Genomic DNA, 17,320 nt, shown 5'->3' on the forward strand with positions numbered 1-17,320 from the left:
GCCGCGAGAAAATTCACTACTTTTTCAGCCGGATAGAATAAGCGCAACGACGATCACCATCGGTAATATGCTCCACACGCTCAATTTTTACATCGCGACCCATGAGATTTTTAAACGTCTTGAATTCAGATTCGCAGAACCCATTACATTTTTTAGCGCCGGAATAAATAGGGCAGTGATTCTCGAAAAACATATAGCCATCTTCCGTTTCCTTCATTTCGGCCATATAACCTTCCTCATTTCGAATTTTTGTAAACTGACGCAGCTTTTCGCCAATTGGCTGATTTTGATCAATCTGAGCGTGGTAGCGTTCTTTTGCTTTTTGCTCGCGTGTATCAATCACCTTTTCAAGCATTTCAGGGCCGAGCGCCTCAATAATCACATCAAGCAACTGATCGCTGAGGTCTGTTTTAGGGAAATGTTCCCAGCCCTTTTGTGTCAGTTTCCATACAAGGCTTGGTCGGCCAACGCCGCTGGATTGGTTTTCGGCGGTTACGAAACCGGCATCCTGGAGTTTATTCAATTGGAAACGGGCTCCCTCGTTGCTGATCTCCAGCTCGCTTGCTATAGCGTTGGTAGACAGCGCACCTTTGGTCTTCAGCAAGATTAAAAATCTTTCAAAAGCCATAGAGGAAACTGATTGTCCGATTGAGTTTTTATTTTCCAAGTAATCCCTTGTTTAATTGCAAATGTACTAATTTTGTAGCGTAATTAAATTATCAGATCATTCAATCGGGACATCTGATTATCTGATAAAAGGCTGGTCTCTGGCCATTCTACAATTAAAGATCATGAGCGACAGCAATCAAATACTGGAAGAATTCAAAGACAAGGAATACGAGTTTGGTTTTGTGACGGATATCGAAATGGATATCGCGCCGAAGGGGTTGAATGAAGATACCATCCGCTTTATTTCTGCAAAAAAAGGAGAGCCGGAATGGCTGCTCGAATGGCGCCTCAAAGGTTATCAGTCTTTCCTGAAACAACCGGAACCGCATTGGCAGAATTTTGATTTGCCGGCTGTAGATTTTCAGGACATCTCTTATTATGCCGCACCGAAAAATCAGAAGAAATATGAAAGTCTGGATGAAGTAGATCCGGAACTGCTGGCTACTTTCGAGAAGCTGGGTATTCCGCTGAATGAACAGAAAATGCTCGCGGGCGTGGCTGTAGATGCTGTGTTCGACAGCGTTTCAGTTGCTACTACTTACAAACAGACATTAAAGGATCAGGGCATTATTTTCTGCTCGATCAGCGAAGCGGTTCGTGAACATCCGGAACTGGTGAAGAAGTATCTTGGTTCTGTAGTACCACATTCTGATAATATTTATGCTTCTCTGAACACCGCTGTTTTCTCAGATGGTTCGTTCGTATATATTCCAAAAGGCGTTCGTTGCCCGATGGAACTTTCTACTTATTTCCGCATCAATGCTGAGAATACCGGGCAGTTTGAGCGTACGCTGATTATTGCCGATGAAGGCAGTTATGTAAGCTATCTCGAAGGTTGTACCGCTCCGCGCCGTGATGAAAACCAACTGCACGCTGCCGTGGTAGAACTCGTAGCATTAGGCGATGCAGAGATCAAATATAGCACGGTGCAAAACTGGTATCCGGGCGATAAAGATGGTAAGGGGGGTATTTACAACTTCGTTACCAAACGTGGTATTTGTAAAGGCGCACATTCCAAAATTTCCTGGACGCAAGTAGAGACTGGTTCTTCCATCACCTGGAAATATCCGAGTGTGATTCTGCAAGGCGATTATTCTTCTGGTGAATTTTACTCTGTAGCAGTAACCCGCAATAAACAAATCGCTGATACTGGTACAAAAATGTTCCATATTGGTAAACACACGAAGAGCCGTATCATTTCTAAAGGTATTTCTGCTGGTGAAGGTCAGAACAGTTACCGCGGCCTCGTTCAGGTAGGTGCTAAAGCTGAATTTGCCCGCAATTTTACACAGTGTGATTCACTGCTGATCGGTGATCGCTGTGGTGCGCACACATTCCCATACATCGAATCAAAAAATAGCACTGCCACACTGGAACACGAAGCAACGACTTCGAAAATCGGTGAAGACCAGATTTTCTATCTCAATCAACGCGGTATTGATACGGAGAAAGCGGTTGCATTAATCGTAAATGGTTATGCCAAAGAAGTGCTGAATCAATTACCGATGGAATTCGCTGTAGAAGCGCAGAAGCTGCTGTCTATTTCGCTGGAAGGCTCGGTAGGATAAAGCCTCCTCTAACTCCTACGAAGGAGGAGAACTCCAAACGCGTCCTTCGGAAAACGAGACAAATTGACGTTTCACCAACTTAGAACGTACTACTTACAACTTAGAACTTAGAACTTAAAAGAAATGCTTACAATAAATAATTTACAGGCATCAGTTGAGGATAAACAGATTTTGAAGGGAATTAATCTGCAGGTAAATGCAGGTGAAGTGCATGCCATTATGGGTCCGAACGGTTCGGGCAAAAGCTCGCTCGCATCAGTACTTACAGGCAGAAGCCAATATGAAGTAAACGGCGGCGAAGTTACATTCGAAGGCAAAGATCTTTTAGATATGTCGCCGGAAGACAGAGCACGTGAGGGCGTGTTTTTGGCGTTCCAATATCCGGTAGAAATTCCTGGTGTTTCCAACATCAACTTTTTGCGTACCGCGATGAATGAAATCAGAGCGTATCGCAATTTGCCACCGTTAGATGCAAAAGAATTTCTGAAACTTTCGAGAGAAAGACAAAAACTCGTCGAGTTTGATGCGCAATTGGTGAATCGTTCTTTGAATGAAGGTTTCTCTGGCGGTGAGAAAAAACGCAATGAGATTTTTCAACTGGCGATGCTGGAGCCGAAATTGTCTATCCTTGATGAAACCGATTCTGGGCTTGATATTGACGCGTTGCGGATCGTTTCAAACGGCGTAAATAAATTACGTTCTAAGGACAATGCCTTTATCGTCATTACACACTACCAAAGACTATTAGAATATATCGTTCCGGATTTTGTACATGTTTTGTACAACGGTCGTATCGTAAAATCAGGCACTAAAGAACTGGCGCTGGAACTGGAAGAAAGAGGATACGACTGGCTGAAAGAACCATTTGAAAGTGAATCTATTTAAAGAACCATTCATGACTGATACAGTATCATTATATGACCAATTTCAGGCTTTGCATGCAGAGCGGAACAGTGGTCGCGAAGGCTGGCTGAAAGATATTCGTGAAGCGGCTTTCAATACATTTACCGAGCTTGGATTTCCGACGATCAAAAGAGAAGACTGGAAATACACCAATGTACTTCCATTTCTGAAAGAAGAATTTCAGGTGGAACAATTACATAGCGTTGCTTTTCCAGCAACGATCAGCGATGAAAGTATTGCCGGGCTGGATGCACATATTATAGTGCTGCAAAACGGCAGACTGACAAATGCACCGAAAATCAAGGGCGTAAAAATCGCGACGATCAACGATGCTGTAGATCTCGGAGGAGCGGAGGAATATCTTGCTAAAAGTATTCCGGTTGAAAAACATCCGTTTGCCGCATTGAATACAGCGCTGTTTGAAGATGGCATTGTTATTGAAATTGAAAAGAATGTGCAGGTGGATAAACCGCTGCATATCATTCATACCTATAATAGTCTGGAAGCAGCATTTGTGCAGCCACGTATTTTGGTCATCAGCCACAAACACAGTCATGCGGATATTATCGAGACAACAAAAGTGCTGAGCAATTACACGTTATTTTCAAATAGTGTGACAGAGGTGTATGTGAAAGAAAATGCACAGCTTAATCATTATGTGTTGCAGTCAGAACCGGCGACCAGTCGTTTTGTAAGCTTCCGTCAGGCGACGCAGGAAAAAGACAGTTTATACAATAATTATACGTTTACGATGCCGGGCGCAGCTTTGGTTCGTAACAATCTCATTGCTGCACTGAAAGGAACAAACGTCGAAACGCATATGTTCGGTTTGTATCTGGCCAGCGATAATCAACTGATCGATAATCATACTTCAGTAGAACACCAGCAGCCGAATTGTTTCAGCAACGAATTGTATAAAGGTGTCCTGAAAGATACGTCTAAAGCTATTTTCAGCGGTCGCATCCATGTGTTTCAAGATGCACAGAAGACCAATGCTTTTCAGCAGAACAACAATCTTTTGCTGAGCGATAAAGCGACTGTTGATTCGAAACCACAATTGGAAATTTATGCAGACGATGTGAAGTGCAGCCACGGTTCTACGGCTGGTAGTTTCAACAAAGAATCGCTTTTTTATTTGCAATCGAGAGGTATTGGTGAGGCCACTGCGAGAAATATGCTCGTAGCCGCTTTCGCATTTGACGTGACCAGTAAAGTAAAAATTCCGGCTTTGAGAGCACATATCGAACATCTGATTGAACACAATCTTACAGAAAATTATGACTAGTAATCACACCATACCGGTTGCAGGTACACTGGATATTTTACGTGCAAGAATAGATTTTCCGCTTTTGCAGGAGCTGGTGTATGGCAAACCGTTGGTGTATCTCGATAATGCTGCAACCACGCAAAAGCCGCTACAGGTGATAGAGGCGTTGGAGCATTACTATAAAACATACAACAGCAATGTGCACCGCGGGGTGCATTTCCTGAGCCAGATAGCAACGGAAGCTTATGAAATAGCACGTCGTAAGATTGCAAAATTCATCAATGCGGCACATGAATACGAAGTGATTTTTACTAAAGGCACAACCAATGGTATCAATCTCGTAGCGTCTTCATTCGGTCGTCATTTCCTGAAAGAAGGCGATGAGGTATTGATCTCTGCGATGGAGCACCATTCCAATATCGTTCCGTGGCAAATGATCTGCGAAGAAAAAGGTGCCCAACTGAAGGTAATTCCAATTGATCAGGACGGGGTTCTGAAAATGGAATTGCTCGATGAATTGTTGACTGATAAAGTGAAGATCGTAGCAGTCACTTATGTTTCCAATACGCTTGGAACTGTGAATCCGATTCGAGAAATCATTCAGAAAGCACACGCAAAAAGCATTCCTGTATTGATTGATGGGGCACAGGCTATTCAGCACATGCCCGTCGATATGCAAGAATTGGACGCGGACTTTTTCGTGTGTTCGGGTCATAAGATGTATGGTCCTACAGGGATCGGATTTTTATACGGCAAAGAAAAATGGCTGAATGCAATGCCTCCTTTTGAAGGCGGCGGCGATATGATCAAAACGGTGACGTTTGAAAAAACGGTTTACAACGAATTGCCATTCAAATTTGAAGCAGGAACACCAGATATTTCCGGCGCAATCGGTTTAGGCGCGGCGGTAGATTATATCAATCAAACGGGAATCAGGAATATAGAAACAGCAGAGCATGAACTGATGCAATACGCATTGGATAAGCTTTCTGGTATCGAAGGACTGCGTTTTGTAGGTAATGCAAAAGAAAGAGCGGGCGGAATTTCTTTTCTCGTCGGTGATATTCATCCCTACGATTTAGGTGAATTGTTAGATAAACAATCAATCGCGGTACGTACCGGACATCACTGCACGCAGCCGCTCATGGACTTTTTCGGCATTCCTGGAACAGTGCGCGCTTCGTTTGCGTTTTACAATACGAAAGAAGAGATTGACGCATTGGTGAAAGGAATTGAATTTGCTAAACGAATGTTGGCTTAAGCTATGACAATTAACGAACAACAAGATCAGATCATTGAAGACTTTAGTTTCTTCTCCGACTGGACGGATAAATATGAATATATTATTCAGCTGGGAAAAGATTTGCCGCTGATCGATGAACAATATAAAACAGACGATAACCTGATTAGAGGCTGCCAGTCGAAAGTGTGGCTGCACGCGGATTTAAAGGATGGTAAAATCTATTTTACTGCTGATAGTGATGCGTTGATTACAAAAGGACTGGTGAGTATGATGGTTTCGGTTTTGTCTGGATACACACCTAAAGAAATTGCCGATTCTGATATTTATTTTATTGACAAAGTTGGCCTGAGCAGTCATTTATCACCCACACGTTCCAATGGTTTACTTTCTATGCTGAAGCAAATGAAAATGTATGGCGTGGCTTTTCAGGCAAAACAAAACTAACAATCATGGAAGCAACACTGCGCGATAAAATTGAAGAGGTTTTAAAGACCGTCTACGATCCGGAAATTCCGGTGAATATTTGGGAGCTTGGATTGATTTACGAACTGAAGATAGAAGAGGATAATGCAGTTAAAGTAACGATGACACTGACTGCCCCTGGCTGTCCGGTAGCGGGTGATATAGTTGCGGAAGTGCAACAGAAAGTGGAAGGAATTGAGGGTGTGAAATCGGTTCATGTTCATCTCACTTTTGAACCGCAATGGGATAAAAGTATGATGAGTGAAGAGGCAATGCTGGAGCTGGGATTTCTGTAGCTTAAAGCCTAACGCACAAAGCTGAAAGCTTGCTTGTGTTGTCACCCTGGGCGGAGTCGAAGAGTTCTCGCTCGGAATAAAGACGCAAAACACGGGAATGACACACCACGCGGGTCGTCCCGATGACGAGGCACGAGGAAGTGGGGATCTGATTTCGCGCCGGATAAAACATAACGTTTAGCGCCACGTTACTGCACAAAAAAAGACCGACAGGAATCTGTCGGTCTTTTTGATTATTTGAGTGCCCACTATAAACTGCAATTTGCATGCTTCGTTGCAATGACACGAGAAAGCAGTTTAATGCGAGGGAAACATCTGATGTTTGACAAGGGTGACTGTCAATTGTCAACTGTTCATTGTCAATTGAAAAGAATTATTTCGCGTCCGCGATCAGCTTTTCAGCCATGCGTACATAATCATCATTCTTCGCTTCTTTTGCCAGTTCAATGGTTTTGTTAGCGCTTGCAACCGCTGCTTTTTTATCACCCATTTTCATTTCAATCTTCGCTTTCAGCATTACCATGTAAAAAGCTTTCGGGTTCTGTTCGATTGCTTTATTTGCCCATTCCAGCGCTTGTTTCTGATCTTTGTTCGTATCATAATAATAGCTTGCAGCCTGGAAATACGGACGAGTATCAGCCGCTAAAGCAGACTGAATATTTTTGGTAATGCGCGTATCGATCTCTTCTGTAACGCTGATCGGAACGCGTGTTTTATCCCACATCAGTTCGATTGTTGCAGCCGTTGAAGTCATGTCAGCAATATCGATTGTGAAGGTTTCTACTTTGGTTGCGAGTGCAGTTGGTTTTACTTTGAAACGCAATACTTCGTTTTCCGGTTTGTAATCTGCAACGTTGCCACCGAGTGTAAGATCTTTGTACAGCATGATTTCCCAGCTGTCTTTATTTGGGATAGTATAAACACCGTAAGTGCCTGCTGCTACTGCATTTCCTTCAAGTTTCACATCATCAGTAAAAGTGATTTTGGTAGTAGCATTAGCACCTGTACGCCAGATTTTTCCGAAAGGAACAACATCGCCGAAGATAACGCGGTTCTTTACGCCCGGACGAGAATAATCTATAGTGATGCTGCCGAGTGCAAAATCCTGTTTCATAGATTGAGTAGGACTTGGAGCCGGAACTTTCAATTGTTGTGCGTTCAGGTTGCTCACAGACAAGAATGCCAGCGCGAGTGCGCCTGCATAAGAGGTAAATTTGTTGATCTTCATGAGTTCTGCATTATGATTTGTGGCCGCTAATTTAGGGAAAAACAATGGTGAATGGTCAATGGTGAATTTTTGCGAGTGGTCAATTGTGAGTGGGGAGCGGGTGAAACGTGAAACGTCAAATGTGAAATGTCAAAAACGTAGAGACGTTGCATGCAACGTCTCTAGACCACACAATTGTATAATAACATGGTCATGTCGACGAAGGAGACATCCCGCTATAAGGATCAGGTTTTCGTGTCCCCCTGCCGAAGGAAGGGGGACAAACGCGGGCTAACATGAGTAATTGACGTTTCACGTTTCACCATTGACCATTCACCATTCACCACTGCTTCAGTCTCAGCGCGTTGTTCTCTTCAAATTTCCTTCAAAAACTCCTGCTTACCTTTGTAACCGTATGAAAGTGTTGTTAATTGAAGATAACAAGGAACTGGCGGCCAGTGTCCATGATTATCTGGCGAGAGAAGGGTATATATGTGAGGTGAGCTATACGGTAAATGATGCGCAGGAAAAGTTGCATCTTTTTCAATACGATTGCATTTTATTAGACATCATGTTGCCCGATGGCAACGGGTTAGCGCTATTGGAATTTGTCAGAAGCGAGAATATTCAGAGCGGCATCCTGATCATCTCTGCAAAAAATGCGCTTGACGACCGTATCAATGGTCTCGAGAGCGGCGCCGATGATTATTTGACCAAACCATTCCATTTATCCGAGTTGCATGCACGGCTTAGGGCTATCTTTAGAAGGAAGAAACTGGACGGTACCAATATTGTTACTTTCAATGAGTTTATACTTAATACTGATACGCTTGAAGCTTCGGTAAACGGTACTGTGTTGGATATTACCCGCAAAGAGTTCGATCTGCTGTTGTACTTCCTGGTCAATAAAAACAGAGTGCTGTCACGCCAGTCGATTGCTGCGCACTTATGGGGCGATTATACCGACGATCTTTCTAACTTTGACTTTGTATATCAGCACGTCAAGAATCTCAGGAAAAAAATCAGCGCAGCAGAAGGGACGGATTATATAGATACGGTGTATGGGTTGGGCTACAAATTTAATTCCGCCAAAGAATGAAAATCGTAAGTAAGTTTACTATGTGGTATCTCTGTATCAGCCTTATTGCAATGCTGATCGGAGGTGTTTTTGCATATTATCAGGTGAGGAATGGCATCAATAACGCGGAGACCGAGCGGTTGAAGAATTATAACGATATCATCGCGGAGCAGATCAGAACCGGTAACGCGCCGGATAAATATATGCGCGGACGTCCGGTAGAAATTAAGATACTTGGCAAAGATGCGCCGATTACTACTGCAGAAGTTCACCAGTATACTTATTACAATCCCGATATCAAACACCGTGAATGTTGGCTTTCAGTAAAGTCTTTTTACAAGATCAATGACGAAACGTACAGTATTTCCTCTTACAACTACGTTACTAAAGCCAATGAAATTCTGATGGGGCTTTTAAGTTCTTTCATCTGCATTGTTGCGTTGTCGCTTTTGTTCGTCATTATTTCAGGCAGTGTTATTTCCAAATTAATTCTCGCGCCGTTTTACCATACGGTAAAAACAATTCAAACATTCAGCATTAAGAGCAAGCAAAAGATACAATTGCCAAAAACCGGTACCAAAGAGCTGAATGAGCTGAACGTATTTTTGAAGAAGATGACTGATAAAGCGGTTGATGAGTACGCCGCGCTGAAAGAATTCAGTGAAAATGCTTCACATGAATTGCAAACACCATTGGCGATCATTCGCAGTAAAATGGAATTGCTTGTAGAATCTGACATTACTGAGGAACAAGCCGCATTGATTGCTGATATGCAGAATGCGATTGAGAAATTATCCAAGATTAACCGATCACTGACTTTACTGACAAAGTTGGAGAATGAAGAATATGATGCAACAAAAGACATCAAATTCTGTCGTAGTGCCAAAGATTCGTTGAGTGCGTTTAGTGATCTGATGGAAGTGAAAGGTATTTGCCTGCATCGACAGATCGATTCAAATGTCACTGTGATGCTAAATCCGGCGCTTGCAGACATTTTATTGAACAACCTGCTGAGTAATGCCATTCGCCATAATCTGCCTGAAAACGGGCAAATAGATGTGCTTTTGACGAAAGATAAATTTTGTATTAAAAACACAGGGAACCCACCAAATATTCCTACCGAAGATTTGTTCCGCCGTTTCAAAAAAGTGAATCAATCGGGTGAGTCAATTGGTATCGGGTTGGCAATTGTGAAGCAGATCTGTGATTTAAACAAGTTCAAAATCCGCTATACTTTTGAGGAAGGATGGCACATTATAGAAATTAATTTTCGCCCTATTTCCTCTTCTTCAAAATTACTTCAAAATGATGAACGCACTTTGCATCCGGAAATCCAACTGTAATGGTTGTGATGCAAAAAGGTTCATCATTATATGAGGTCAGGAATTACAACGAGGCGTTTATTTTTTCTTCTTTTCCTGCTGACAACATTGGCCCAAACAAATTCCAATGGACAGGCATTATCGCTGAAAGACGCAATACAGACCGCACTCGACAATTATGGTACCGTCAGGGCCAAAGCCAATTACGCTAAAGCATCTAAGGCATCTGTAAGCCAGGCGCAACGCGATTATCTCCCTAACTTAAATGTTTCCGCACAACAAGATTATGGAACTGTCAATGGTCAGACAGGACCACAGTACGCCCTTGCTTTAGGAACGTCATCATCTGGTCCGGCACTGGCGGATCAAAATTGGAACGCAGCATTTGGCGCACTTTATCTCGCCAATTTAAACTGGGATTTCTTTGCCTTCGGTCGTGCTAAAGACAAAGTGAGAGCAGCACAGGCTGTAGCTTACAGAGACGAAAACGATTATCAGCAAGAACGTTTTCAGCAAGAAGTAAGAGTTGCTTCTGCTTATTTGAATTTACTTGCTGCGCAACGCATTACTATTTCCTGGCAAAAAAATCTGCAACGTGCCGATACATTCCGGTCTGTTGTGATTACGCGTACAAAGAACGGTTTGATAGCAGGTGTGGATTCATCTATGGCCAATGCCGAAGTGTCCAATGCGCGTATCGCACTCACCAAAGCAGTTGATTTTGAACAGGAACAAGCTAATAAATTAGCGCAACTGATGGGCGTTACGCCAACTGATTTTGCACTTGATTCGGTGTTTGTTTCCCGCGTTCCGTCTACTTTGGCAGTACCTGCCACTGCAAATGTTGAAGAGCATCCATTATTGCAATACTATAAAAGCAAAGTAGCACTGAGTAAAGAACAAACTAAATATATCCGCAGTCTGCAATATCCTGCGTTTACCTTATTCAGTAGTTATCAGACACGCGGTTCTGGTTTCAATTATAATTACGGCGGTGGTGATCTGAATGCCTATTCCGGCGCTTACGGCGATGGTGTGAATCCAACACGCAGCAACTATCTGTTTGGCGTTGGTCTTACCTGGAATCTGACAAGTACACTGCGCGTAAGCAAACAAGTAAAGTCTCAAAGCTTTATTACAAAAGGATTGCAGGATGAATATACATTGGCTGACCAACAAATCAGAGCGCAACAAATACTCGCCGATACCAAGATTAAAAACGCACTGGATAATTACAAAGAAGCGCCGATACAAGTGAAAGCCGCGTCGGATGCTTATTTGCAAAAAACAGTGATGTACCGGAATGGACTCAGCAATATCGTAGATGTAACACAAGCCTTATATGCGCTCAATCGTGCCGAAACCGACCGGGACATTATCTACAACAACGTTTGGCAGGCCTTACTTCTTAAGGCAGCAGCCAGCGGTGATTTCGGAATTTTTATCAATGAATTTTAGAGGCACAGAACAAGTATATGAATTTAATTAGATTAGCATTAAGAAAACCGATAACGATTCTTGTTATCGTGGCTGGTTTGTTTTTCTTCGGAGTCAACGCCGTGAGGAAAATCAAAATTGACATCTTTCCTAAACTTGATTTGCCGGTAATCTATGTGTCGCATCCATTTGGCGGTTATACACCAAACCAGATGGAGTCTTATTTTGCCAAGCAATATGTAAATATCATGCTTCTGGTCAACGGTGTAAAAAGCATCGAGACTAAGAATATACAAGGTCTGACCTTGATGAAGATCAGTTTCTATCCTGGTACAAACATGGCCCAGGCAGCAGCTGAACTGACTGCATTTACAAACCGTGCACAGGCCATCTTTCCGCCAGGTTCGCAACCGCCGTTTATCATCCGCTTTGATGCGTCAACGCTGCCAGTTGGTGAGTTGGTTTTGAGCAGTGATAAACGAAGCAATAATGAGTTGGCCGATCTTGCCAACGTATATGTGCGTGCATCGTTCACTTCCATTCCGGGGCTGGTAGCTCCGCCGCCATTTGGTGGTAACGTGCGTACCATTGTGATCAAGGCCGATCCTGAATTATTGCGGTCACATAATCTTACGCCGGACCAGCTAGTGGAAGCCCTGCGTGTAAACAACCAGACGGCGCCGGCAGGTAACGTTCGTATCGGTGATCAGAACTATCTCACGCCGACGAATAATACGATTAAGACAGTTAAAGAATTTGAAAGTATTCCAATTTTTAAAGGTGGGGCGCAGAATTTATATCTCCGCGATGTAGCCACAGTAGAAGATGGAGCGGACGTAACAACAGGTTATGCGCTGGTAAATGGTAAACGTTCAGTGTATATCAACGTGGCAAAATCTGCCGATGCTTCTACCTGGGAAGTGGTGCAAAATCTGAAGAAAGCATTGCCTCGTTTGCAGGCGCAATTGCCGGAAGATGTAAAGCTCTCTTATGAGTTTGATCAGTCAACTTATGTAATCAATTCCGTAAAAAGTTTGCTGAGTGAGGGTGCTATTGGTGCGATTCTTACGGGTTTGATGGTATTGATGTTCCTTGGCGATGCCCGTGGTGCATTAATTGTAATTCTTACGATTCCGACTTCCATTGTATCTGCTGTTTTGTTCCTGAGTTTATTCGGGCAAACGATCAATATCATGACGTTGAGCGGGCTCGCGCTTGCCATTGGTATTCTTGTGGATGAGAGTACAGTAACGATTGAGAATATACACCAGCACCTAGATATGGGGAAACCCAAGGCGCTGGCGATATGGGATGCGTGTAAGGAGATTGCGTTTCCGAAATTGCTGATCCTGTTCTGTATTCTCGCCGTGTTTGCGCCTTCGTTTACTATGGAAGGTATCCCGGGCTCACTGTTTATGCCGCTGGCACTGGCGATCGGCTTTTCTATGATCGTTTCTTATTTTCTGGCGCAAACATTTGTGCCAATCATGGCAAACTGGTTGATGAAAGAACATCATCCTAAAAACATGACAGATGCGGAGGCTTTCGAAAAAGCGGGTTTGCAGGGTAGTGGCGAACATGATACATGGGATCAGAAAAAAGCATTGGTGGAAAGAGATGATAGCAATCGTGATGGAAAAATAAGCCGTTTCGAAAAGTTGAGATTGCGTTTTCTTCGTTTCATGGACCGGATGATGCCGCATCGAAAAGCGGTCACACTTGGTTATATAGTGGTGGCGGGTTTGATTGCGGTGGTATTGCTGCGTACGATAGGTCGTGATGTATTGCCTAAAGTAAATGGTTCCCAATTCCAGGTGCGTCTTCGGACCCCGGATGGTACACGTGTGGAACGTACGGAAGAAAAAACAATTGGCTTACTTAATGCTATTAAGGATATCGTTGGCAAAGACAACGTAGAAATATCCTCGGCCTATGTTGGTCAGCACCCTGGTATGTTCTCCATCAGTCCGATCTACCTGTTTATGGCTGGTCCGCACGAAGCGGTGATGCAGGTGGCTTTAAAAGAAAGCTATAAAGTAAACATGGATGACCTGAAAGAAAAAATCCGTAACCGTGTGAAGGAAACGATGCCGGATGTGAAACTTTCTTTCGAGCCGATTGAACTGACGGATAAGATTTTGAGTCAGGGGTCGCCAACGCCAATAGAGGTGCGGGTTACAGGCCGTCAGAAGAAATTGAATGAGGAATATGCCTATAAGATTATTGACAAGCTGAAACAGATTCCATACCTCCGCGATATTCAGATTGGTCAGGCGATCAAGTATCCGTCTATCAATATCGATATTGATCGTCAACGTGCATCACAATTAGGTGTGGACGTGGGTGACGTTTCGCGTTCGCTGATTGCGTCTACGTCTTCTTCCCGTTATACGGAGAAAAATGTTTGGGTAGATGAAAAAATGGGCTTGAGTTATAGCGTACAGGTGCAGGTTCCGGAGAATAGAATCACAACACTTAATGACGTGAAAGAAATTCCAGTGTTGAAAAATTCAGCTCGACCGATATTGAATGACGTGGCTGACATTACGCCAGATACAACGTACGGTGAGAATGATAACGTTGGTGCGATGCCTACACTTTCTGTAACAGCCAATGTCAATGACAGAGACCTTGGTACGGCAGCTGCAGATGTACAAAAAGCAATTGCGTCATTGGGTACATTACCACGCGGTCTTACTGTGGAAACAAAAGGTATGACGAATACATTGACTGATACTTTGGATAGTTTGCAATCAGGTTTGATCGTTGCCATCGTGGTGATCTTCCTGATGCTCGCGGCCAACTTCCAGTCGTTTAAAGTATCGCTGGTAGTACTGGCAACCGTTCCAGCAGTAATCTTAGGTTCGCTTTTGTTACTGATCATTACAGGCTCTACACTGAATCTGCAATCGTACATGGGTATCATCATGTCAGTTGGCGTATCGATTTCCAATTCCGTATTGCTGATTACAAATGCAGAACAATTACGCAAGCATAATGGTGATGCACTTAAATCCGCGCGAGAAGCAGCCGTATTGCGTTTGCGTCCGATCCTCATGACCAGTCTTGCGATGGTGGTTGGTATGATTCCGATGGCCAGCGGTCTTGGAGAGGCCGGAGATCAGACATCGCCGCTGGGCCGTGCCGTAATTGGTGGCCTTGTAGCCTCAACTTTTGCTGCTTTGTTTATACTGCCGCTTGTGTTTGCATGGGTGCAGGGCAAGGCTACCACGCAATCCGTTTCACTTGATCCGGAAGACGAAGAAAGCATTCATTACATTCCTGAACTGTCCGTTAATCACAAATAGTATATGCGCAGAATCATATTAAATCAGAAAATTACAGCATTATCCGTAGCGGGTTTCTTAGCGCTCGCCGCATTGCAAAGTTGTACAAGCTCACAGGCAAAAGAAGAAGTTCATACCGCGCCTGCTCCGCCAACGGACGCATTTCAACTACACAAAGGTCAACTGTCTACTTCGTTGCAGATTCCTGGTGAGCTCATTGCCTTTCAGCAGGTAGATTTGTATGCTAAAGTAAATAGCTTTGTGAAGAAACTCAATGTGGACGTAGGTTCTGAAGTTACTGAAGGCCAGGTACTGGCAACGATGGAAGCTCCGGAAATCAGTTCGCAGATGTCTGGCGCTGAGTCAAAACTGAAATCGCAAGAAGCAATTTATCTTTCGAGTAAAGCAACCTATGATCGTTTGCTCGAAACCAGCAAAACACCGGGAACCGTTTCTCAGAATGATCTCGATGTAGCGTTGGCAAAACAAAAATCAGACTATGCGCAATTGCAGGCAGCGCGTGCTACCTACAATGAGATCGGCGACAATAAAAATTATCTGGTGATCAAGGCGCCATTCTCTGGTATTATTACTGCGAGAAATGTAAGCGCCGGTGCCTATGTCGGTCCATCTGGTAAGGGCTCTGAATTGCCGATCTTCACCTTGCAGGAACAGAAGAAGCTACGTCTTGTAATTTCCGTTCCGGAAGCTTACAGCAGTTATCTGAATGGTAAAAGTGAAGTAAACTTTACTGTAAAATCATTCCCGGATGAACATTTCACCGCTAAAGTGACACGCCTTGCCGGTGCATTGGATACACGTCTGCGTTCGCAACGCATTGAAATGGATATTGAAAACAACAGCAAAAAATTGTTGCCTGGCATGATCGCGGAAGCGACTATTCCGATGGGAAATAGCGATAGCACGTTTGTCGTGCCTAAAACAGCGGTCGTTAATTCTACGGAACGTGTATTCGTGATACGTATTGTCAACGGCAAAGCCGAATGGGTAAATGTGAAAGCAAGTCGCGAAGCCGATGGTAAAATGGAAGTATACGGCGCCCTCAATCAAGGTGATGTACTCGTAAAGATTGGCAGCGAAGAAATTCGCAATGGTTCTGCAGTAGCAAATGTGAAGACCGCGCAGTAGGTGTTTGCTCGCGGCAGCACAGCGGGCACTACGCTGGAATTGTGCATCCTTTAGTCACCTCCGACGAGGAGGGGTCTCACACAGTGATACAGACCAAAATTACGCGAGACATCTCCTTGCGTCGATGTGACAAAAGCGAGTAACATTTATGCTGTGCCGTCGCGCCGCCGTGAGAGAAAACAATTACTTAAAAATATTTTCCGCGGGGACGCGTAAGAGGCAAAAGGGGCATAAGTTTACATTTTATATAGCTTTGCGACCTTTGCTTTTTTGCGTCTTTGCGGGAAACCAACTTAACAAATATCCAACTTTACAACTTTGCTGTAAATGCTGATATTTGTATCCGTTCATTTCACATCAGAAAAAATCAAAAAACTATGTCAACAGCAAAATCATACGCTGCCCAAAATGTAACCACACCGCTCGCACCATGGAGCTTTGAACGCAGAGAACCAGGTCCGCACGATGTGGAATTTGATATTTTATACTGTGGTGTTTGTCACTCGGATCTGCACCAGATTCGCAACGAATGGGGTAATTCCATTTTTCCGATGGTGCCAGGTCATGAGATCGTAGGTCGTGTTACCAAAGTAGGTGCGCACGTAACCAAATTTAAAGAAGGTGATCTCGTTGGTGTAGGCTGCCTCGTAGATTCTTGTCGCGAATGCGATGAGTGTAAAAAAGGTTTAGAGCAGTTTTGTTCCAATGGCTCGGTTGGTACGTACAATTCGTTGGAGCGTGATGGTAAAACCCCGACTTATGGTGGTTATTCCAACCATATCGTGACCAATGAAGATTTCGTACTGCGTGTTTCTGAAAAATTGCCGCTGGAAGGTGTTGCACCATTGCTTTGCGCTGGCATCACTACCTATTCTCCATTACGCCACTGGAAAGTTGGCAAAGGGCATAAAGTAGCAGTACTTGGTTTGGGCGGCTTAGGTCACATGGCGGTGAAATTCGCTGCATCATTCGGCGCAGAAGTAACGATGTTAAGTACTTCGCCATCTAAAGAAGCAGATGCGAAACGCCTGGGTGCGCACAAATTCGTGCTGACTTCAGATCCTGAACAAGTGAAAGCGGTGAAGGGTTATTTTGATTTTATTATCGATACCGTTTCTGCTCCGCATGATTATAACATGTATCTCCAGCTGTTGGCTGTAGATGGCGTACAAATCTGCGTAGGTGTTCCGCCAACACCAACTGAAATTCTTGGCTTCAATCTGATTGGTGGCCGTCGCAGTATTGCTGGTTCTCTGATTGGTGGTTTGCCGGAAACGCAAGAAATGCTGGACTATTGTGCGGAACACAATATCGTTTCTGACGTTGAGGTAATCGATATGAAATACATCAACGAAGCTTACGATCGCATGCTGAAAGGTGATGTACGTTACCGTTTCGTGATCGATATGGCTACACTTTAAAACATCTGACG

The 17,320-nt window shown here is 43.8% G+C and carries 14 protein-coding genes; 12 read left to right on the plus strand and 2 right to left on the minus strand.

Translation table 11 applies throughout. From position 1 onward, the window contains the following. Nucleotides 1-16: 16 nt before the first annotated feature. A complete protein-coding gene (locus DN068_RS17300) occupies nucleotides 17-628 on the minus strand; it encodes a helix-turn-helix transcriptional regulator (protein ID WP_123985393.1) in 612 nt (203 codons plus the stop codon). Between the two features lie 163 nt (nucleotides 629-791). Between DN068_RS17300 and sufB the strand changes: the two genes are divergently transcribed. The 6 genes from sufB (at nucleotide 792) to DN068_RS17330 (ending at nucleotide 6,408) form a co-directional block, all read left to right on the plus strand. Next, entirely contained in the window at nucleotides 792-2,237 is a 1,446-nt protein-coding gene (sufB, locus tag DN068_RS17305; protein WP_111000191.1) for a Fe-S cluster assembly protein SufB, read from the plus strand. Between the two features lie 123 nt (nucleotides 2,238-2,360). Next, entirely contained in the window at nucleotides 2,361-3,122 is a 762-nt protein-coding gene (gene sufC / locus DN068_RS17310; RefSeq protein WP_111000192.1) for a Fe-S cluster assembly ATPase SufC, read from the plus strand. A gap of 10 nt (nucleotides 3,123-3,132) precedes the next feature. Beyond that, nucleotides 3,133-4,425, plus strand: a complete 1,293-nt coding sequence (sufD, locus tag DN068_RS17315; RefSeq protein WP_111000193.1) for a Fe-S cluster assembly protein SufD — start codon at nucleotides 3,133-3,135, stop codon at nucleotides 4,423-4,425. Continuing rightward, the gene (locus DN068_RS17320; protein ID WP_111000294.1) at nucleotides 4,418-5,668 is read left to right on the plus strand and encodes an aminotransferase class V-fold PLP-dependent enzyme; all 1,251 of its coding nucleotides are present in this window, start codon (nucleotides 4,418-4,420) and stop codon (nucleotides 5,666-5,668) included. The genes sufD and DN068_RS17320 overlap by 8 nt, the downstream gene beginning before the upstream one ends. Nucleotides 5,669-5,671: 3 nt before the next feature. Next, on the plus strand, nucleotides 5,672-6,094 hold the full coding sequence (locus DN068_RS17325) for a SufE family protein (RefSeq protein ID WP_111000194.1): 423 nt from the start codon (nucleotides 5,672-5,674) through the stop codon (nucleotides 6,092-6,094). A 5-nt stretch (nucleotides 6,095-6,099) separates the two neighbouring features. Next, the gene (locus DN068_RS17330) at nucleotides 6,100-6,408 is read left to right on the plus strand and encodes an iron-sulfur cluster assembly protein (protein ID WP_111000195.1); all 309 of its coding nucleotides are present in this window, start codon (nucleotides 6,100-6,102) and stop codon (nucleotides 6,406-6,408) included. A gap of 373 nt (nucleotides 6,409-6,781) precedes the next feature. On the opposite strand, the gene DN068_RS17335 is transcribed toward DN068_RS17330, so the two are convergent. Continuing rightward, nucleotides 6,782-7,636, minus strand: a complete 855-nt coding sequence (locus DN068_RS17335; protein ID WP_111000295.1) for a DUF2911 domain-containing protein — start codon at nucleotides 7,634-7,636, stop codon at nucleotides 6,782-6,784. A gap of 394 nt (nucleotides 7,637-8,030) precedes the next feature. Here DN068_RS17335 and DN068_RS17340 point away from each other — a divergent pair, with 394 nt between their 5' ends. The 6 genes from DN068_RS17340 (at nucleotide 8,031) to DN068_RS17365 (ending at nucleotide 17,309) form a co-directional block, all read left to right on the plus strand. Further along, nucleotides 8,031-8,714: a response regulator transcription factor gene (locus tag DN068_RS17340; protein WP_111000196.1), complete on the plus strand. Its 684-nt coding sequence runs from the start codon at nucleotides 8,031-8,033 to the stop codon at nucleotides 8,712-8,714. Beyond that, a complete protein-coding gene (locus DN068_RS17345) occupies nucleotides 8,711-10,036 on the plus strand; it encodes a sensor histidine kinase (RefSeq protein ID WP_111000197.1) in 1,326 nt (441 codons plus the stop codon). The genes DN068_RS17340 and DN068_RS17345 overlap by 4 nt, the downstream gene beginning before the upstream one ends. Nucleotides 10,037-10,066: 30 nt before the next feature. Then, nucleotides 10,067-11,473: a TolC family protein gene (locus DN068_RS17350; protein WP_111000198.1), complete on the plus strand. Its 1,407-nt coding sequence runs from the start codon at nucleotides 10,067-10,069 to the stop codon at nucleotides 11,471-11,473. A gap of 17 nt (nucleotides 11,474-11,490) precedes the next feature. After that, a complete protein-coding gene (locus DN068_RS17355; RefSeq protein WP_111000199.1) occupies nucleotides 11,491-14,760 on the plus strand; it encodes an efflux RND transporter permease subunit in 3,270 nt (1,089 codons plus the stop codon). Nucleotides 14,761-14,763: 3 nt separating this feature from the next. Then, nucleotides 14,764-15,888 carry an efflux RND transporter periplasmic adaptor subunit gene (locus DN068_RS17360; RefSeq protein ID WP_111000200.1) on the plus strand — a complete coding sequence of 375 codons (1,125 nt, stop codon included), beginning with the start codon at nucleotides 14,764-14,766 and terminating at the stop codon, nucleotides 15,886-15,888. 377 nt (nucleotides 15,889-16,265) lie between these two features. Beyond that, nucleotides 16,266-17,309, plus strand: a complete 1,044-nt coding sequence (locus DN068_RS17365; protein WP_111000296.1) for an NAD(P)-dependent alcohol dehydrogenase — start codon at nucleotides 16,266-16,268, stop codon at nucleotides 17,307-17,309. Nucleotides 17,310-17,320: the final 11 nt, after the last annotated feature.

Source organism: Taibaiella soli (assembly GCF_003236175.1).
In the GTDB taxonomy this organism is placed as follows: domain Bacteria; phylum Bacteroidota; class Bacteroidia; order Chitinophagales; family Chitinophagaceae; genus QKTW01.